This is a genomic window from Vogesella sp. (genome assembly GCF_046297735.1).
In the GTDB taxonomy this organism is placed as follows: Bacteria; Pseudomonadota; Gammaproteobacteria; order Burkholderiales; family Chromobacteriaceae; genus Vogesella; species Vogesella urethralis.
Genome location: NZ_JBKBHK010000005.1, coordinates 284901 through 301807 on the forward strand (window position 1 = coordinate 284901; position 16907 = coordinate 301807).

Sequence of the window (16907 nt, forward strand, 5' to 3'; positions counted from 1 at the left end):
CGCGGGGTGTTTGTTTAGGGTGCCGTGCTACGGTACTGTGCTGTGGTAGCGGGCCACGATGCGGGCGGCGGTACCGTTGCGCTGCAGCCGGTTGATGGCGTCGACCAGCACGCGGGCTTGCGGATCGGCATACCCCGGCGACGCCGCCAGGTAAATGGCCATCGGTTCCCCCACGCCCGGGCCGCTACGCAAGCGGCTGACGTCGCCGCCCGCCTCGCGGTAGATGGCCATGGCGGCAATATCGGCCGCTACCCAAGCGTCCACCCGGCCGGCGGCCAGCATGCGCGCATTGGTATCTTCCGAGGTGTTGGCCTCTAGCCGGGTAAAGCCCTGCTGGCGCAGCAGCGCTTCGGCCGGATTGCTGCGCAGCACGGCAATGCGCAGCTTGCGTGCCTCGCCCAGCGTAGCCGGCGGCGGCTTGCCGGCGCTGAACAGCACAAAGCGGTAATCGCACAGTTTGGCGAGCCAGGTGTACTGCGCCTCGCGTTCCGGGGTTCGGGTCAGCGGAATGATCAGCCGGTCGCGGCCAGTACGGGTTTCGGCTTGTGCGCGCAGCCAGGGCCGAAAGCGGAACTGCAAGCCGACACCGCTAGCGGCAGCGGCCTCACGCAAGATGTCCAGCGCAATGCCGCGATCGCCGGTCATGGTCTGGTAGCTGAACGGTGGTATGTCGGCTGCGTCCACCAGTAAAGGCGTACTTTGTGCGACGGCGGTACTGAGCAGGCCGCTGCCGGCCACCACCAGCCAGCAGCGCAGTTTGACAGACATCCGCATACCACTTTACCCCGTCGGGTCACCGCTGCCTGCGCACTGGCATGGTGCATGTTTCGATAAAGTGAGTATGCCAGAAGAAAATACCTCGCGGAAATAGGTACTTACTTAATGCCTCAGCCACGCGACCCCAGCAAGGCCTGGATATCCGGCAGCAGCTCGTGTGGCTCGGCCGCCGGCTCGTAGCGCTTCACCAGCCGGCCCTTGCGATCGATCAGGAATTTGGTGAAGTTCCACTTCACCGGGTGCGGGTGGCCGCTTTCCACCCCGGTCAACCACTGCCACAGCAGGCTGGCACCGGGGCCGTTGACGTCGCCCTTGGCAAATAGCGGAAAGTCCACGCCAAAGCGTGTCTGGCAAAAGGTCATGATGTCGTCCGCGCTACCCGGCTCCTGGCCGCCAAACTGGTTGCAGGGGAAGGCCAATACGGTGAAGCCCTGCCCGGCCAGCTCGGCCTGTAGCTGCTGCAGACCGGCGTACTGGCGGGTATAGCCGCATTCGCTGGCGGTATTGACGATCAGTACCACCTGGCCCAGATACTGGTCCAGAGGCTGCAGGCGGCCGTCTGCCAGGTTGGCCGCAAAGCTGGCGAGCGTGGTCATGGTGGCAGTGTCTCCGTATAATGCTGATTTCCCGAACAAATCAGTCAACAATCATGTTTGCACCCAGCCGGCAGGACGCCCGCCGCTTCTTCTTCGATACCTGGAAAAAACAGCAGGCCGGCGTTGCGCTGAGCGACCTAGAAAAACTGCTGGCCAGCGTGATCGCGGCCCATCCCGAATACCATGCCATCCTCGACCGCCCCGAGCAGTACGGCGAGCGCGAGTGGCTGCCGGAGCAAGGCGAAACCAACCCCTTCATGCACATGAGCATGCACCTGGCGGTAGAAGAACAACTGTCCATCGACCAGCCGTTCGGCATTCGTGCGCTGTACCAGCAGCTGCTGGCCAAAACCGGCAACGAGCACGACGCCCAGCACGAGGTGATCGACTGCCTGGGCGAAATGATCTGGCAAGCCCAGCGCTACGGCGACGGGCCGGACGTCAACGTGTACTTGTCCTGTCTCCGCGGCAAGCTGGGGCTGGACCCGGAGCACGAGCGCCGCCTGAACCTGAAAGACATGGACGACTGAGCAACGTTCAATCGATAAAAAAAGGGCCGCTACACCGGTCCTTTTTTATGGTCGAGTCATCCCGCTTTTGCAAACCTCATTCAGCCACACGGCGCTGACGCCACTGCAGCACCATGTCTTCCAGCTGCGTCAGTTGCTGCAGGTGCTGTACCCTGGGCGGCATCTGGCGCAAGTTGCGGCAGCCACCACCGCCTACCCACAGCGCTACCGCCGGTGATAGCTGGCCGGACAATACTTCGATCACGGCAGCAGGGTTGCCCTCATAGGCAGCAGAAAACGACAGTACCACCACGTCCACCTGGTGCTTGTCGGCAGCAAAGGCAATATCCATCAGCGGCATCTGCGCGCCAAAAGCAATGGTTTCGCAACCCTCCAGCCGCAGCAGGGCCTCTACCATCAGCAGCCCCAACAGGTGCAACTCGCCCGGAGGCGTGGTCAGCATGACCCGCGGTGTCATCACGCCGGATGGGATACCGGCCAAGGTCTCGCGCATCACTCGGCTCACCGCCTCGGAATACAAATGCTCTTCGGCCACCTGAAGCAAGCCGCGCATCCAGGATTCACCTACCAGCTGGTTGGCCTCGGGCAGAAAGTCACAAGTAAAACGACGCAGCCCCAGCTCTAGCATGCGATGACGCAGGTACTCGCGTGTGGCCTGCGCGTCATGGCTTTTCAAAGCGGCAACCAGACCTTGGCAAACATCGGACTCTTGCCGTTGCGGCGTATGCTCGCTAGCCAGCTGCTGCAACTGCTCGTCGCTGAACTTCATCAGCTTGCCCGGGCGAAAACCCAGGTCCAGCAGACGACGGATCAGTCGCAAGCGGGACAGGTCATGTTGGCTATACAGGCGGTCGCCAGCACTATCGCGCAGCGGTTGCGGGAAACCATAGCGGCGCTCCCACATGCGCAGCAGGTCTTTGGGGATGCCGGTTTCACGCTCCACAGCGGCAATCGGCAGGCCATTGGCGGCGGTATCGGGCAGTTCGTTCATGATTTGTACAGGGCCGCAGGCAACAACACATTAACAGGGGCGGCTATTATGCCATGCGCCGTTTCAAACAGCGCAGTACGCCACCCAGCAGCGGCAGCTTCTCGTACAGGCCTTCGGCGGCGTCCCAATAATCGCGGTGGTCGATAATACGGCCATCACTGCCCAGCACGAACAGGGTGCCGCCGTGTATGCACTGCGGCTTGCCCATCATGGCAAAAGTGAAATCCCAGGTGACAAACGCCTTGTCGCCGTCGCTGATCACCTCACCGATCACGAAGCGTGGCTCGGCCAGGCTACGGAACATGCGGGCGTACAAGGCCTTGATCTGGCTACGGCCCTTGATGGCGTTGAACGGGTCGCGAAAACTGGCGCCGTCGGCGTAAACGCCGTCGATGTCGTCCAGCGTGGCCGGCGACAGCGTGGTAAACCAATCGAGATGGCGGGCAAGTGCAGGGTTCATAGTCCGGTTACCTTGTGTGCAAGCCAGAAATACAGCCGGTAAGGCAGATGTGCGGCCAACTTCAGCGCCAGCGTGAAGCGCCGCGGAAAGTGAATGTCGAAACGGCCACGCGCCAAGCCGTGCAGGATGGCGTCGGCCGCCTGCTCTGGCCTCAGTAGCGCAGGCATGGCAAAACCGTTCTGCGCGGTGAGGCGGGTGGCCACGAAGCCGGGGTTCACCAGATAGACGCCAATGCCGTGACGGTGCAAGTCCAGGTACAGCGTCTGGGCAAAGTGGTTAACCGCCGCTTTGGTAGCGCCATAAACCAGCCCGTTACTCATGCCGGACCAACCCGCCACGCTGGCCACCAGCACCAGGCCACCACCCTGCTGCGCCATCAGTTGCGGCACACAGGCAGCAGCGGCGTACATCGGCGCCAACAGGTTGATGTCCACCATGCGGCGGGCCGTCTCAGGCGTCAGCTCCCAGGCACGCAGCGGGGTGTAGTCGCCGGCCATCACGATCACCAGGTCGATACCACCCCACTCGGCCAGCAGCGCGTCGCGCACGCGCGCCCAGTCGTCGGGCTGCGTGGCGTCCATCACGTGTACCGGCATGTCAGGCCGCTGCTGAGCCACCGCCTGCAACGCGGCCTCGGTACGGCCGGACAGCGCCACACGGGCGCCCTGCTGCTGCAGCGTCTCGGCCAGCGCCGCACCGATGCCGTGACCGGCGCCCACCAGCCATACACGCTGACCGGGCCAGTGCTGCAGACGCGGGTTCAGGCTCACGGTGCATCCCCCTTGCGGAAGAACAGCGTCACTTCGCCCAACTTCACGCCCCACTTGCTCATCACCGAGCGGTTGAGCAAGGTGCGCTCGTCCAGCTGGTACATCCAGTCATCAAAGCGCACTTCGTAGACTTCACCATCCACTGGCAGACGCAAGGTGTAATCCCAGAACAGCGCAAAGCCTTCGGTGCGGCCGCTGGCTTCGCCCACCACATCATCGGCGGTACCGGTGTAACGGCCGTCCGGCTGCTTCTTCAGCGTCCACACCCGGCGCTGTTTCTCGCCGTCGTCGTAGGTGAAATGCTCGTCCAGCACGCCGGTATCGCCCTGCCAGCTAGCCGTCATCTGCACGGTAAAGCGGCGCACCACCTTGCCGCTACGGTCCTGAAACACGCCTTGCGCCGTTATCGGCCCGTTGAAGTAGGTTTGCAGATCCAGCGCCGGCTTGGTACCACGGTAATCTTCCAGCGACGCCGTACTGCACCCTGCCAGCGCCACGCTGGCGCACAGCAGCAGCGCCTTTAGCCAATGCCTTGCCATCATTCGGTTCCTTCTATGGCGGGCTGACGGTGGCCTAGCCACCACCCAGCCCAAAGCTTGAACAATGCCGGCAAGCCGGCGTACAGCCACAACAGTGCCGGGCTGGCTTGCCCGGGGGTATAGCCGGCCCACTGCGCCAGCGGCAGCGTGATGCCGGCGGCCAAGGCCAGCGCCAGTTTGTTCAGCATCGACACGGTGCCGAACACCGCACCGCCGTCGCGGCCAACCCTGTCACCCAGCGCGTCGGCCACCAGGGCGCTGGCAAAGGCCAGGTCGGCACCCAGGGCGGCGCCAGTCAGCACGCACACCAACACAAAGCCGGCGCTATCCCCCGCCCCCAGCCACGCCACTGGCGCAAACCCCGCCAATGCCAGTGCCATGCCGGCCTGCCAGGCCCGCACCTTGCCGATGCGATCGGCCAGTGCCACCCAGCCCGGCAGCGACACGCCGGCCGCGACGAAGTAGGCCAGCAAGAACACGCCGGTCTGCGCGGGTGCCTGCAGCACGTCGGCTACGTAAAAATTGAGCAGCGTGGCGGGAATCGCCATCGCTACCGCGTTCAGCAGCAACACCACGCCGGCACGGCGCAGTGCCGGCTGCTGCCACCAGCGCGGCCCGTCCGTTCCGGCCAGCGCAACGGGGTTGGCCGCAACCGGCAGCGCAGGGGGTGGCGCCAAGGCGGCGGCCAACAAGCCCAGCCCTGCCAGCGGCAGTAACACCCAGACAAAGCGTTGTAGCGCCGCGGCTTCGCCGTCGCTGGCCGCCCACCACGCCGGCAAGGCGGCGGCCAACATCACACCGGCCAGCCCCCAGCCTTCGCGCCAGGCCGCCACCCTTGCCCGCCCGGGCGGCGTCGGCCATAGCGCGGCGCCATAGCGCAGCAAGGCGATGGTGAGCCAGCCATGCGCCACGTACACCAGCAGCAAGGCCACCGCCATCTGCACCGCCAGCGGCCACTGCGGCAGCGGCGCCACCAGCCAGGCAAAGCCGACGACACCGCACACTGCGGCCAACAGATGCAAGCGCCGCTGTAGCGAGGCTGGCAGTTGGTCTTGCCAGCGGCCCAACAGCGGGTCAAGCACCGTATCCAGCAGCCGCGTCACAAACAGCAGCGCCCCCAGCAGCCCCAGCGCCATGCCGTAGTCACGCGCGTACAGCGCAGGCGTATGCAAGTAGACCGGCAATGCCACCATGGCTAAGGGCATGCCGGCAAAACCGGCCAGCGCCAGTTGCTGCGGGTTCATGGCGCGCTTTTCAGCAGCTGCTCGCGCAAGGCCGGCGCCCGTGACGCCGGGTCCAGCCAGATGCGGAAGAAAGTACGGCCAAATAGCGGGTCGTCCAGCGTGCGGGTGGGTTTGCCGTTGTGCCAGAAACGCACCCGGTTACCGTCAAACGCCCCCACGATCTCATCTCCCTGCTTCACATCGGGAAACGCCGCTTGCATGGTGCTGCGCCAGGCCTCGCGCCGGTTATCCGGCATGCCGTAGCGCTGCATTTCCTCCAGGCTGATGTCTACGATCTTGGCCGAGGGAATGTCGCGCGCATAACGCAGTGACAGCGCAAACGGCCGGTTCCAGTCAAATACCTGGCCCTGCTGGGTGTAGAGCGTGGCGTCATACAGCCGGAAACCGAACCAGCGCAGACTCCCCTCCCCCAGCGGGCGCAGGCCGCCAAGTTCGGCAGGCAGGGCCATGGTTACCTCCGCAATCATCAGGCCGGCAATGACGGCGCCGGTGGCCAACCATCTAGACACGGCGTTCGATCTCCAGCTGGCAGACATCGGTACGCCCGGCGTCGAAACCGGCAATGCAGTAGTAGAAGTAAAACTGCCACAGCCGGACGAAAGCTTCGTCAAAGCCTTGGGCGCGCACGCGCAGCAGCACGGCGTCAAAGTCGGCCAGCCAGCGGCGCAGGGTTTCGGCGTAGTCGGCACCGAAGGTGTAGCGGTCGTTCAGCGTCAGGCCGGCGGCGGCGATCTGGCGGTCCAGTTCGCCTGGCGACGGCAGCATGCCGCCGGGGAAGATGAACTGCTGGATGAAGTCGGTGCTGCTGCGATAGCGCTCGAACCAGGCGTCGCCGATGGTGATCACCTGCACCATGGCCTTGCCACCGGGCTTCAGCCGTTGTTTGAGGGTGGCGAAATAGCTGGGCCACCAGCGCTCGCCCACCGCCTCCAGCATCTCGATGGAAACGATGTGGTCGTACTGGCCGTCCACGTCGCGGTAGTCCTGCAGCCGCAGGTCGGCCTGCGCCGCCAGCCCGGCGGCGGCCAACCTTTGCTGCGCCCAGGCCAGCTGCTCGGTAGACAGCGTCAGGCCGGTAACGTGTACGCCGCGGGTGCGGATGGCGTACTCGGCAAAGCCGCCCCAGCCACAGCCGATTTCCAGGATGCGCTGCCCCGGTTGCGGGTTCAGCCGCTGCAGGATGCGCTCGTACTTGGCCCACTGCGCGGCCTCCAGGCTTTGCTGGCGGTTGCCGTCAAACACGGCAGCCGAGTAACTCATGCTCGGGTCCAGCCACAGTTTGTAGAAGTCGTTGCCCAGATCGTAATGGGCGTGGATATTGCGGCGGCTGCCCTTGCGGGTATTGGCGCGGCCCAGGTGGCGCAACAGGTAGCCGATCTTGCCCAGCCAGCTGCCGTGAATGGCCTGCTCGACCGCGGGCTCGTTCTGCAGCGCCAGCAGCATCAGCGCTACCCAGTCGGGCGAACTGGCCTGGCCATCGCGCCAAGCCTCCGCCAGGCCGATATCGCCAGCCAGCGCAATACGGCGCAGTGCCCGCCAGTCGTGGATGTGCAGCGCAGCGTCGGGGCCAGCATGACGGCCGCTGAACAGACGCTGGCTACCGTCCGGCGCCACCAGCAGCAGCTGGCCGTACAGCAGGCGTTCCAGGCCTGCCAGCAGCGGACGGGCGTACCACGGTGCGCGCAGCGGCTGCTTGTTGAGAGAAGGGTTCAAGGTGGTCATCACACACTCCGACTATCGGGTTGCGGCGCGACGGGCACGCCTTGTTTGCCATAAAACGGAACACCCTTGCGCCACAAACGCAGGGCTTGCCAATGGATACGCGCCCACACCGCAAAGGTGAGCGAGGCGCAGGCCAGCACCAGGCGCCAGGTGGCGCCGGCGCTGGCCGGCTGCGGCCAACCTTGCTGGGTGGCCACGAAATCGGTGGCACCGGCCTGGCGGCCGTAGGCAATGCGCACGGCAAAGCGGCCATCAGCGCCACGCTGGAAGCGGAAGCGGTACTCGCCTTCCACCTGGAAAAACGGCGACACGTGCAGCGCCTTAGGTGCGGTAAAACTGTCGCGGGCGGCAATCGGCGCCCAGTCCGGGTGGTGCACGCAATAATCGAGGTGGTCGCCAAAGGTGTTACTCACTTCCACCCACACTGCGCGCAGACGCTCGGCGGCATCCAGCACCAGGTAAAAACTGACCGGATTAAAGGCATAGCCCAACACACCGGGCAGCGTATGCAGCTCAATGCGCTGCGCCGCGTCAAAGCCGGCTGCGGCCAACCTTTGCGTCAACCAGGGCCACAGCGGGCTGCCGTCACGCGGGCCATGCCGGCGACGCAGCCAGCGCACACCGGGCGCCAGACGCAGGGACGCCACGTCGTGCTGCGGCAGACTTAAGGCCACCCACGCATGGCGATAAGCAAACTGGTGGCGCGCCGGGCTACGGCGCCCGTGCCAAACCTGTCCGGCGTACAGCTGCGGGTTCACACGCCAGCTCCGGCCAGTTGCGACAGCGGACGATGTTCGGCAAGCGGCACGCTGACATCCCAAGGCAGGCTGGCACCCAGCTGCTGCGCCACAGCCATGCCTGCCTTAAGGCCATCTTCATGAAAGCCGTAACCGGCCCAGGCGCCGGCAAACCAGGTACGTTGCCGCCCCTGTATGCTAGCCAAGACCTGCTGTGCGGCAACGGCATCGCGGTCGAATACCGGATGGGCGTAGTCAAACTCGGCCAGCACCCCTTTTGGCTCGCGGTAGGGGTTGAGAGTCACAATCACCGGCTGGCGGAACGGCAGCTGTTGCAGCGTATTGAGCAGGTAACTCACCATCACTGGCGTATCGCTGACACCAGCGCGGCCCACCCGGTAGTTCCACGCAGCCCAAGCGCTCTCGCGTTGCGGCAGGAAGCTGGCGTCGGTGTGCAGTACGGCACGGTTGGGCTGGTAGCGCAGACGCGACAGCACGTCTACCTCGGCCGGGCTGGCATCGGCCAACAGCGCCAGCGCCTGATCGCTGTGGCAACCCAGTACCAGCTGGTCGAAGCGTTCTACGCCATGGCGGCTGTAGACCGTCACCCCCGCCGCATCGCGCTCCACACGCTGCACCGGTGACGCTAGCCGCACCTCGTGCAGTGCCTGCAGTAAACGTTGCACGTACACACGCGATCCGCCCTGGATGGTCTTCCACTGCGGCCGGTCCAGTACCTGCATCAGGCCGTGGTTGAGGCAGAAATCAAAGAAGGTGGCTGCCGGGAATGCTGCCATGTCGCGGGTGGAACTGGACCAGATGGCGGCCCCCATCGGCAGCAAGTACCAGTCGCGCAGCGGCTGGCCGTAACCGTGGCGGTCTAGCAGTGCACCGAGCGTGTCGCCACTGGCGTGGGCCTCGTCGCGCAAGCGCGGCGCCTCGCGGTGCAGGCGCAGGATGTCGCGCAGCATGTGCCAGAATGCCGGACGCAGCAGGTTGCGCTTTTGCGCGAACAGCGTGGCAAGGTTACTGCCGGCCCATTCCAGTTTTTCCTGCTCCAGCATCACCGAAAAAGTCATTTCGGTGTGGTACACCGGCACGTCCAGCAAGGCCAGCAGGCGAGTAAGGTTGGGGTAGGTGCGATCGTTATGCACCAGAAAACCGGTATCGACCGGCGCAGTGACGCCATCCAGCGTGACGTCTACAGTATTACTGTGGCCACCGGCGTAATCGGCGGCTTCAAACAGCGTGATGCGGTGACCGCTGCGCGCCAGCAGCCATGCCGCCGACAAACCGGCAATGCCGGCTCCTGCTACTGCTATGTGCATGTGATGTGTCCTCGTATTGACCATGTGCTGGTCGGACAAAAGCAATCTTGTTTATGCTTTGTACTGTACAAAACAGATTAGTTCAACAAAAAACCCGCCTAAGCGGGTTTTTTGACGACATCACAGCCTTAACAGTCCAAGCGGTGCTGCACGCTACCCTGCTGCCATGCAGTGATATTCGCCACTAGCTGCGCGGCCAACCTGTCCATCGCCTCGCGGCTGGCCCAGCCGACGTGGGGGGTGACGATCAGGTGCGGCAGCCGCGCTTTCAGCAGCGGGTTGCCATCGCGTGGCGGCTCCGTCGACAGCACGTCGAAACCGGCGCCGCCGATCTGGCCGTATTTCAGCGCTGCGACCAGCGCCTCCTCATCCACCAGGCCGCCACGGGCGGTGTTGATCAGGATGGCGCCGGGCTTCATTGCCATCAGCTCGGGCTGAGCGATCAGGTTGCGCGTGCTGTCGTTGAGCGGGCAATGCAGCGAGATGACGTCGGAAGTCGCCAGCAGCGTATCGAACGACACATACCCGTCGCGGACGTCACTGGCACCTTTGCGCTCGCCAAACTGCACCCGCATGCCGAAGGCGCGGGCACGGGCGGCCATGGCCTGACCGATGCCGCCGCTGCCGAAAATACCCAAGCTGGCACCTTGCAGATCGCGGATAGGCGCACCGAAGTGGCAAAACTGCGGCGCGTTCTGCCACACGCCAGCCGCCACGTCGCGCTGATAAGCCGGCAGGTTGCGCATCAGCGCCATCATCAGCATGAAGGCGTGCTCGGCTACGGTATCGTCACCGTAATGGCGGATGTTGGCGACTGCCACGCCCTGACGGCGACAGGCTTCGATATCGATATGGTTGTAGCCGGTGGCGGCAATAGCCAGCATCTTCAGCTGCGGCAGTGCCGCCAGCGTAGCCGCGTCGAACGGTACCTTATTGGTGATGATGACGTCGGCGTTGCTACACCGCGCCACGATATCGTCACGAGCACTGGCAGGATAGGCGGTAAAACGGTGGGCAAACTCAAACGCAGGCAAAACAGCAGGCAGGCTGTCTCGATCCAGAAAAACGATATGCAGTGGGTTCATGCAGGCAGGTTCAACATTGGTAAGAAATAAGGGCGCGATAGGCATGCCAGCTGGACAAGCCCAGCCAGGGCGCCACCAGTAACAGGCCGACAAATTGACTGGCAACGCAAATGGCCACCAGCGTCATGATCATAGCGGCCCACAGCAGCATCGTCACTCGGTTGCGGCCAACCACCGCCAGGCTGGCCTGCATCGCGGTGATGGCATCGACATCCTTATCCAGCAGCATGGCAGCGGTACACACGCTCAGCGCCAGTATGAACAGCACAAACAGCAGCGACAAAAGCGACCACGCAGCAAGAAAGGGCAGCTCGACCAGCCAAGCACCTGGCTGCGACCATATCACCGCAGACTGCCACGGCCCCTGATAGAACAGGGCCAGCAATAGCAGAGACAATGCCACCCAGGCACATAACAACAAGGCCAATACCATGCCGAACAGCGCCAAGCTGCCACTATTGGCGCGCCAGGCTTTGGCACTGTACAACAGCATGACCCGCCCACCACCAAACGCATGCTGCTGACGGGCAATGTCATATAAACCCGTAGCCAAAAACGGGCCCAATAACAGGCTGACGAATGCAAGCAGCAGCCCAAGCTCAGGCACAACCTGAAGGCTATAAGCCAGACCGTAGGCCAGCAGCACAAAAGCGGCACCGTACAGTAGTGCATCGTTGACCGTACGCTGCAGGTCTCGCCAACCCAGCCTGAGCCACTGCAACGGCGCACGCCATGACAATTTATGCACCACGATTTGCTGCCGACTAGCCAGACACATCAAGGCCATGCTAAAGCCCCCTGTCAGAGACACCCAATGACTACCCGTTTTTTTATAAAACATGCAGCGTCATAAAAAAACGTAGCCATCCACAGCATAGGACTTGGCTGCTAGAATGGCCCCCCTGATCAATGCGGTTAAGAAGGACACAACAATGGCAGAACTGATCATCGAAGATCTGGTGGCGGGTGAAGGCAAAGAAGCGGTAGCCGGCGAAGAAGTCACCGTGCATTACACCGGCTGGTTGACCGACGGCACCAAATTCGACTCCAGCAAAGACCGTTTCCAGCCGTTCAGCTTCCCGCTGGGTGCAGGCTACGTAATCAAAGGCTGGGATCAGGGCGTACAGGGCATGAAAGTCGGCGGCAAACGCAAACTGACCATCCCGTCTGAACTGGGTTACGGCGCACGCGGCGCCGGTGGCGTCATTCCGCCTAACGCCACCCTGGTATTCGAAGTGGAATTACTGCAAGTAGGCTAAGCCAGCCAAGCAAAAAAACGCCCCGAGGCCGCAGCCCGGGGCGTTTCTTCGTCGAAACCATGCACTATCAGGCGTTAGCGCGGGCAGCGCGCTTGCGACGCCAGTACAGCACACCAATTACAATACCCGCCAACGCCAGCGCAATCAGGATGCCTGCTTGGCCACGGTGTACCATGTGCATCAACCACTCACGGTTGCGGGCACCAAAGTAGCCCAGATACACCCACACCGGCACCGAGATCAGCGCAGCAAAACCGTCCATCATCAGGAAACGCCAGTACGGAATGCGCCGGGTCATGCCGGCGGTCAGGAAGATGGGCGAGCGCAAACCGGGCAGAAAACGCGCCACGAACAGCACCCAATTACCGTAGCGGGCAAATTTCTCTTGCGTGGCAGCAAAACGCTCCGGCGTCATCACCCGCGCCACCAAGCGGAAGCGCAGCACACGCTCACCATACAAACGGCCGGCCGTGAACATGATGCCATCGCCCACCAGCACACCCGCCATCCCGACAACAAACATCCAGTGCACATTGGTATACCCAAGGCCTGAAATAATGCCACCAGCCACCAACGTGATATCTTCCGGAATAGGCACCCCGAAACCACAGATCAACAGCACGATGAACACGGCAAAGTAGCCGTAGCCAGTAAAGAAATCGAGTAGAAGTTGCAGGATATCCATGAGTGCCTGACATGCAAGGAAGGTTTAGCAAGACGCTTCGACCTGCCGGTGGGTGGACGGTTCAAATCGGCAAGCATCATAGCACAGGCATGCGTCGCGCCTACCAGCGCCAGCTGCGACGGATCAAACAGCAGGCAATCTGCCTGCTAGCGCATCAGGCTCGCCCTTCGGGGCACTCGCCATGCGGAGCACTGCGTTGTCACACCACGCAGGCAGAGATCGCGCCGCTGCCTACGGTTTCGTACATGGCCGCCTGCCAAGCGCCGCCACATCAAAATGGCGTTAACCGATCCTGGCTTTCGGCAGCATGGCAGACAATAAAAAAACCGGCCAGAGGCCGGTTTTTTAGGTAAGCACGTAGAACGTGATTACTGAGCAGCAGAAGCAGCCGGAGCGGAAGCGTCAGCAGCCGGAGCGGAAGCGTCAGCAGCCGGAGCGGAGGCTTCAACGGCCGGAGCGGAAGCTTCTACTGCCGGAGCGGAAGCTTCTACCGGAGCTTCTTCTTTTTTGCCGCAAGCGGACAGAGCAACGGCCAGCAGGGCAGCAACGAGGAGCGACTGTTTCATTTGTTTATTACCTTTGAAAGTAAGTGTTGAACAAGACGTCTGGTTCACTACTCTCTCTCAAAAAAAGTTGGACAGAGAAAGCAGTGTAGATACTGTCAGTGCGCAAATTCTAGCACGAATAAAAATGTTGGGAAGGGGGTAAACGTTAATTTATTGCGGATATCTGCATCGGCAGTGCTGCAGCGCAACATTGCTATAACGACACCCACAGTCATTTCGATAAAAAATCTTCGTTTACGATCATCTCCACTGCCACTTACACGCCACAGTGCCGTGCTTTCAGTCTGCGATGTACCACCAACCGGCTTGGTAACCCTCGAATAGCAAAGGCACCATACTGTCTGACAATCGATCGGCAGACAATTGACGACCATTCGCCAGCTGCTGCCAAGCCACCTGGTCTTGCGGTTCGCTTTCCAACACCTGTCCGTTGCAGTACAGCATTCCATTTGCATAAAGAATCTGACTCTTCAAGTCCAGCACTATGCCCTTTTGCTGTACTGCATCGGCAAAATCTGCCTCGTCCAGCTCGTCTTCAGGCCCTTCGTAAAATACATGCGGTTTGGGTTCGGTCAGGTAATGTCCCAGGAAATCGGCGACCACCGATTTATCCCAGCGGATCTGCTGCAGCATGGCTCTCACCTGCTCGACCATGTCGTCGCTGATACGTGCCGGCTCGGGCTGCTGTTTGAGGTCGGGGTCGGCGTAACGGCCTTCCACGCACACCCGGTCTTGCAGGTACACCAGAAACTCGGTGGCCAGCTCCTGCGCCGACGGGGCGCGGAAGCCGATGGAGTAGGTCATGCCCGGCTCCAGCGCCACGCCGTAGTGCGCACACTTGGGCGGCAGGTACAGCATGTCACCGTGTTCCAGGATGAATTCCTCTTCTACCTGGAAATCTTTCAGCACCTTGATCGGCGCATCTTCGATAAAGGCCTCGTCTTTCTGCGACGAAATCTGCCAGCGCTTGCGCCCGCCCACCTGCAGCAGGAACACATCATAAGAATCGAAATGCGGGCCAACGGTACCGCCAGGTGGCGCATAGCTGATCATCAGGTCGTCCAGACGGGCATACGGCATGAAGTCGAAGCGCCACAGGATATCGGCAATATGCGGCAGGTGATGGTTGACGTTCTGCACCAGGATGGTCCAGTCGGTTTCCGGCAGGCGGCGCAGGCGGCCAGCGCGGAACGGGCCGCGCTCCAGGTGCCACTTGCCCTGCTTGTACTCGATCAAACGCGACTCTACGTCCTCATCGGCGGCCAACTTGGCCAACCAGGCGTAATCGACGTGCTCGCCCACGTCCTTCAGCGCGCCACGGATCAGCAGCGGCTTCTTGTGCCAGTATTCTTTCAGGAAGGTGTCGGCAGTCATGCCACCCAGTAGATCAATCGGTTTCATGGCAGATTCTCGTGACGCACTCGGTCAATGGTTTACAATAGGGGGATATCTGTTTGCGCCGGATTGTGCTGCATCCGAGTACCGGCCGGCCTGCGATGTATCAAGATTCCCTTTCATTCTCTCTACGACGGTACCGCCTCATGCAAATCGTTAAAAACTCGGTCGTAACCATTCACTACGAAATGTACGACGCCGACAACACCCTGCTCGACAAGACTGAAGAGCCCATCGCTTACCTGCATGGCGGTTACGACGGCATTTTCCCGCTGGTGGAAGAAGCCCTGCACGGCAAAGCCGTGGGCGAGTCCATCAACGTGACCCTGACCCCGGACGACGCTTTCGGCGAGCCGGAAGAAGAGCTGGTGCGCGTAGAGCCGCTGGACGTGCTGCCGGAAGAAGTCGAAGTCGGCATGATGTTCGAAGCTGACGATCCGGAAACCGGCGACGTGATCCTGTTCCGCGTCACCGACGTTGCCGATGGCAAAGCCGTGCTGGACGGCAACCACCCGCTGGCTGGCCTGACCATCCGCTTCCAGGCTACCGTGGCTGAAATCCGCCCGGCTACCGAAGACGAAATCGCCCACGGTCACGCCCACGGCGAACACGGTCACCACCACTAAGCCCTACCCTTCGGGTAATGGCAACACAAAACGGGGCTTCGCCCCGTTTTTTCATGCCTGCCGCTTACAAGGCCGCACGGCGCAGCACGGCAGCACACAGCCCCAGCGTGATCAGGTTGTACAACACATAGGCTTCATTAGGCCGGGCATGCCACAGCTTCACCAGCGTCACGGCCAGCAATACCAGCGCCAGCGCCTTGCATGCCTGCAAAAGCAAGGCTGGCGGAAAGCTGCTTTTGCCCACCCGCTCGGCCAGCGACACCAGCACAAAACCGGCAGCCGCCCCCGCCAGCACGTCCAGCGGCCAGTGCACACCGATGGCGATGCGCGACAGGCACACCATCACCGCCAGCAAAGCCAGGCCAAGTTGGCCGCGCAACGACCGTTTCCACATCAACACCCCGGCCAGCACCGCCACCGCAATGGCATGGCCGGACGGGAAAGACTGGTTGGTCGGCAACACATCCAGCAAAGTAACGGTGCCTACCGGCAGCAACAGTGGCGGCCGCAGCACATCAAAACCAGCTTTCAGCCAGATGCTGGCCAGTACGCCCCCCAGCCCCAGCATCACCATGCGCGGCAACAGTAGCGGCTGGCGCGCCGCCAGCCACAGCAGCACGCCGATCACCAGCGTCCACTCGCCGGCCATACTCAGCAGACGCCACACCAGCCCCGGCACCACGGCCAAGGCGTGATGCAGGCTGACAAACAGGCTCTGGTTCAGCTCCAGCTGCCACACCAGCAGCGCCAGCGCCCCCAACACCACGGCCATCACCTTGCTCATGGCTTGCACCCCAGCGTCACGCGATCGAGGCCAGCCAGATCAGGCAACGTCGCCACCTGCTGCAGCCCGGCCTGCTCGAACAGCTGACGACAAGCCGGCCCCTGGTCGTAACCGTGCTCCACCATCAGCCAGCCACCGGCGGCCAACCTGGCCGGCGCTCCAGCGGCGATGGCACGCAGGCAATCCAGCCCGTCGTTGCCATCAGTCAGCGCCATGCGCGGCTCGAAGCGCACGTCGCCCTCGCCCAGATGGTGATCGGCGGCATCGATATACGGCGGGTTGCTGACAATCAGCTCGAACACGGCATCGCCCGGCAAAGGCGCAAACCAGCTGCCATGGTGGAACGCCACCGCGGCCCCCAGCGACGCGGCGTTGGCCGCAGCCATCGCCAATGCATCCGGCGACAGGTCTACCGCCGTCACTTGCCAGGCCGGCGCTTCCAGCGCCAGCGTTACCGCAATGGCACCGCTGCCGGTGCCCAGATCCACAACGCGGGCAGGCTGCATGCGGCCAACCTTGTCCAGCGCCGCGTCTACCAAGTGCTCCGTTTCCGGGCGCGGTATCAGCACCGCCGGCGATACCGCAAAGCGGCGGCCATAAAACTCGCGCTCGCCCAGCAAATAGGCCACCGGCTCGCCAGCCAGGCGACGCTCGGCCAGTTGGCAAAATGCTTGCCACTGTGCATCGGGCAATGGCGCCGGGCCAGCCGATACCATGGCGCTATGGCTCAGGCCGCTGACGTGGGCCAGCAGCAGCCGCGACTCCAGCCGCGGCAGCGTAAAGTGGCGTAGGGCTTCGTTGATGCTAGGCATG

21 protein-coding genes are annotated in these 16907 nt (G+C 62.6%); 3 read left to right on the forward strand and 18 right to left on the reverse strand.

Annotation, left to right across the window (positions count from 1 at the left end; translation table 11 throughout):
- Positions 1 to 27: 27 nt before the first annotated feature.
- Positions 28 to 768, reverse strand: a complete 741-nt coding sequence (locus tag ACK4FZ_RS08850; RefSeq protein WP_409819953.1) for a substrate-binding periplasmic protein — start codon at positions 766 to 768, stop codon at positions 28 to 30.
- 119 nt (positions 769 to 887) lie between these two features.
- Complete coding sequence (locus tag ACK4FZ_RS08855) at positions 888 to 1373, reverse strand: glutathione peroxidase (RefSeq protein ID WP_409819955.1); 486 nt, start codon at positions 1371 to 1373, stop codon at positions 888 to 890.
- 53 nt (positions 1374 to 1426) lie between these two features.
- On the opposite strand from ACK4FZ_RS08855, the gene ACK4FZ_RS08860 reads away from it, so the two are divergent.
- The gene (locus ACK4FZ_RS08860) at positions 1427 to 1903 is read left to right on the forward strand and encodes a DUF1841 family protein (RefSeq protein ID WP_409819958.1); all 477 of its coding nucleotides are present in this window, start codon (positions 1427 to 1429) and stop codon (positions 1901 to 1903) included.
- A 76-nt stretch (positions 1904 to 1979) separates the two neighbouring features.
- On the opposite strand, the gene ACK4FZ_RS08865 is transcribed toward ACK4FZ_RS08860, so the two are convergent.
- The 11 genes from ACK4FZ_RS08865 to ACK4FZ_RS08915 all read right to left on the reverse strand — a co-directional run bounded on the left by ACK4FZ_RS08865 (position 1980) and on the right by ACK4FZ_RS08915 (position 11620).
- Complete coding sequence (locus tag ACK4FZ_RS08865; protein WP_409819960.1) at positions 1980 to 2894, reverse strand: MerR family transcriptional regulator; 915 nt, start codon at positions 2892 to 2894, stop codon at positions 1980 to 1982.
- Positions 2895 to 2940: 46 nt separating this feature from the next.
- A complete protein-coding gene (locus ACK4FZ_RS08870) occupies positions 2941 to 3354 on the reverse strand; it encodes a nuclear transport factor 2 family protein (RefSeq protein WP_144372506.1) in 414 nt (137 codons plus the stop codon).
- Entirely contained in the window at positions 3351 to 4124 is a 774-nt protein-coding gene (locus ACK4FZ_RS08875) for an SDR family NAD(P)-dependent oxidoreductase (protein ID WP_409819962.1), read from the reverse strand. Before ACK4FZ_RS08875 ends, ACK4FZ_RS08870 begins: the two co-directional genes overlap by 4 nt.
- Positions 4121 to 4666 (reverse strand): DUF3833 domain-containing protein, encoded by a 546-nt coding sequence (locus ACK4FZ_RS08880; RefSeq protein ID WP_409819964.1) that lies wholly within the window; start codon positions 4664 to 4666, stop codon positions 4121 to 4123. Before ACK4FZ_RS08880 ends, ACK4FZ_RS08875 begins: the two co-directional genes overlap by 4 nt.
- The gene (locus tag ACK4FZ_RS08885; RefSeq protein ID WP_409819965.1) at positions 4663 to 5907 is read right to left on the reverse strand and encodes an MFS transporter; all 1245 of its coding nucleotides are present in this window, start codon (positions 5905 to 5907) and stop codon (positions 4663 to 4665) included. Before ACK4FZ_RS08885 ends, ACK4FZ_RS08880 begins: the two co-directional genes overlap by 4 nt.
- On the reverse strand, positions 5904 to 6416 hold the full coding sequence (locus ACK4FZ_RS08890; protein WP_409819967.1) for a chalcone isomerase family protein: 513 nt from the start codon (positions 6414 to 6416) through the stop codon (positions 5904 to 5906). Before ACK4FZ_RS08890 ends, ACK4FZ_RS08885 begins: the two co-directional genes overlap by 4 nt.
- Positions 6409 to 7629, reverse strand: coding sequence for a class I SAM-dependent methyltransferase (locus tag ACK4FZ_RS08895; protein ID WP_409819970.1), 1221 nt, complete (start codon positions 7627 to 7629; stop codon positions 6409 to 6411). The genes ACK4FZ_RS08890 and ACK4FZ_RS08895 overlap by 8 nt, the downstream gene beginning before the upstream one ends.
- Entirely contained in the window at positions 7629 to 8387 is a 759-nt protein-coding gene (locus tag ACK4FZ_RS08900; protein WP_409819972.1) for a DUF1365 domain-containing protein, read from the reverse strand. The genes ACK4FZ_RS08895 and ACK4FZ_RS08900 overlap by 1 nt, the downstream gene beginning before the upstream one ends.
- Positions 8384 to 9694, reverse strand: a complete 1311-nt coding sequence (locus tag ACK4FZ_RS08905) for an NAD(P)/FAD-dependent oxidoreductase (RefSeq protein ID WP_409819974.1) — start codon at positions 9692 to 9694, stop codon at positions 8384 to 8386. Before ACK4FZ_RS08905 ends, ACK4FZ_RS08900 begins: the two co-directional genes overlap by 4 nt.
- Positions 9695 to 9822: 128 nt before the next feature.
- On the reverse strand, positions 9823 to 10779 hold the full coding sequence (locus ACK4FZ_RS08910) for a D-2-hydroxyacid dehydrogenase (protein WP_409819977.1): 957 nt from the start codon (positions 10777 to 10779) through the stop codon (positions 9823 to 9825).
- Positions 10780 to 10789: 10 nt separating this feature from the next.
- On the reverse strand, positions 10790 to 11620 hold the full coding sequence (locus ACK4FZ_RS08915) for a DUF2189 domain-containing protein (RefSeq protein WP_409819979.1): 831 nt from the start codon (positions 11618 to 11620) through the stop codon (positions 10790 to 10792).
- A gap of 91 nt (positions 11621 to 11711) precedes the next feature.
- On the opposite strand from ACK4FZ_RS08915, the gene ACK4FZ_RS08920 reads away from it, so the two are divergent.
- Entirely contained in the window at positions 11712 to 12038 is a 327-nt protein-coding gene (locus ACK4FZ_RS08920) for an FKBP-type peptidyl-prolyl cis-trans isomerase (protein WP_409819982.1), read from the forward strand.
- 67 nt (positions 12039 to 12105) lie between these two features.
- Here the strand turns inward: ACK4FZ_RS08920 and ACK4FZ_RS08925 are convergent, their stop codons facing one another.
- From ACK4FZ_RS08925 to ACK4FZ_RS08935, 3 genes are all read right to left on the reverse strand, one after another.
- Complete coding sequence (locus ACK4FZ_RS08925) at positions 12106 to 12723, reverse strand: DedA family protein (RefSeq protein WP_409819984.1); 618 nt, start codon at positions 12721 to 12723, stop codon at positions 12106 to 12108.
- Positions 12724 to 13091: 368 nt separating this feature from the next.
- Entirely contained in the window at positions 13092 to 13337 is a 246-nt protein-coding gene (locus tag ACK4FZ_RS08930) for a hypothetical protein (RefSeq protein WP_409819986.1), read from the reverse strand.
- Positions 13338 to 13568: 231 nt separating this feature from the next.
- Positions 13569 to 14690 (reverse strand): JmjC domain-containing protein, encoded by a 1122-nt coding sequence (locus tag ACK4FZ_RS08935; RefSeq protein WP_409819989.1) that lies wholly within the window; start codon positions 14688 to 14690, stop codon positions 13569 to 13571.
- Positions 14691 to 14830: 140 nt separating this feature from the next.
- Here ACK4FZ_RS08935 and ACK4FZ_RS08940 point away from each other — a divergent pair, with 140 nt between their 5' ends.
- Positions 14831 to 15310, forward strand: a complete 480-nt coding sequence (locus ACK4FZ_RS08940) for a peptidylprolyl isomerase (protein ID WP_144372493.1) — start codon at positions 14831 to 14833, stop codon at positions 15308 to 15310.
- 64 nt (positions 15311 to 15374) lie between these two features.
- Here the strand turns inward: ACK4FZ_RS08940 and ACK4FZ_RS08945 are convergent, their stop codons facing one another.
- Both ACK4FZ_RS08945 and prmC read right to left on the reverse strand, forming a co-directional pair.
- Entirely contained in the window at positions 15375 to 16094 is a 720-nt protein-coding gene (locus ACK4FZ_RS08945) for a phosphatase PAP2 family protein (protein WP_409819992.1), read from the reverse strand.
- Positions 16091 to 16906 (reverse strand): peptide chain release factor N(5)-glutamine methyltransferase, encoded by an 816-nt coding sequence (gene prmC / locus ACK4FZ_RS08950; protein WP_409819994.1) that lies wholly within the window; start codon positions 16904 to 16906, stop codon positions 16091 to 16093. The genes ACK4FZ_RS08945 and prmC overlap by 4 nt, the downstream gene beginning before the upstream one ends.
- Position 16907 lies beyond the last annotated feature (1 nt).

Bases quoted from the DNA above. Each gene is read 5' to 3' on its own strand.
- ACK4FZ_RS08940 (WP_144372493.1), top strand. From the start codon at position 14,831: ATGCAAATCGTTAAAAACTCGGTCGTAACCATTCACTACGAAATGTAC.
- ACK4FZ_RS08865 (WP_409819960.1), bottom strand. From the start codon at position 2,894: ATGAACGAACTGCCCGATACCGCCGCCAATGGCCTGCCGATTGCCGCT.
- ACK4FZ_RS08885 (WP_409819965.1), bottom strand. From the start codon at position 5,907: ATGAACCCGCAGCAACTGGCGCTGGCCGGTTTTGCCGGCATGCCCTTA.
- ACK4FZ_RS08855 (WP_409819955.1), bottom strand. From the start codon at position 1,373: ATGACCACGCTCGCCAGCTTTGCGGCCAACCTGGCAGACGGCCGCCTG.
- ACK4FZ_RS08860 (WP_409819958.1), top strand. From the start codon at position 1,427: ATGTTTGCACCCAGCCGGCAGGACGCCCGCCGCTTCTTCTTCGATACC.
- ACK4FZ_RS08915 (WP_409819979.1), bottom strand. From the start codon at position 11,620: ATGTTTTATAAAAAAACGGGTAGTCATTGGGTGTCTCTGACAGGGGGC.
- ACK4FZ_RS08850 (WP_409819953.1), bottom strand. From the start codon at position 768: ATGTCTGTCAAACTGCGCTGCTGGCTGGTGGTGGCCGGCAGCGGCCTG.
- ACK4FZ_RS08925 (WP_409819984.1), bottom strand. From the start codon at position 12,723: ATGGATATCCTGCAACTTCTACTCGATTTCTTTACTGGCTACGGCTAC.
- ACK4FZ_RS08945 (WP_409819992.1), bottom strand. From the start codon at position 16,094: ATGAGCAAGGTGATGGCCGTGGTGTTGGGGGCGCTGGCGCTGCTGGTG.
- prmC (WP_409819994.1), bottom strand. From the start codon at position 16,906: ATGCCTAGCATCAACGAAGCCCTACGCCACTTTACGCTGCCGCGGCTG.
- ACK4FZ_RS08880 (WP_409819964.1), bottom strand. From the start codon at position 4,666: ATGATGGCAAGGCATTGGCTAAAGGCGCTGCTGCTGTGCGCCAGCGTG.
- ACK4FZ_RS08935 (WP_409819989.1), bottom strand. From the start codon at position 14,690: ATGAAACCGATTGATCTACTGGGTGGCATGACTGCCGACACCTTCCTG.
- ACK4FZ_RS08895 (WP_409819970.1), bottom strand. From the start codon at position 7,629: ATGACCACCTTGAACCCTTCTCTCAACAAGCAGCCGCTGCGCGCACCG.
- ACK4FZ_RS08920 (WP_409819982.1), top strand. From the start codon at position 11,712: ATGGCAGAACTGATCATCGAAGATCTGGTGGCGGGTGAAGGCAAAGAA.
- ACK4FZ_RS08910 (WP_409819977.1), bottom strand. From the start codon at position 10,779: ATGAACCCACTGCATATCGTTTTTCTGGATCGAGACAGCCTGCCTGCT.
- ACK4FZ_RS08905 (WP_409819974.1), bottom strand. From the start codon at position 9,694: ATGCACATAGCAGTAGCAGGAGCCGGCATTGCCGGTTTGTCGGCGGCA.
- ACK4FZ_RS08870 (WP_144372506.1), bottom strand. From the start codon at position 3,354: ATGAACCCTGCACTTGCCCGCCATCTCGATTGGTTTACCACGCTGTCG.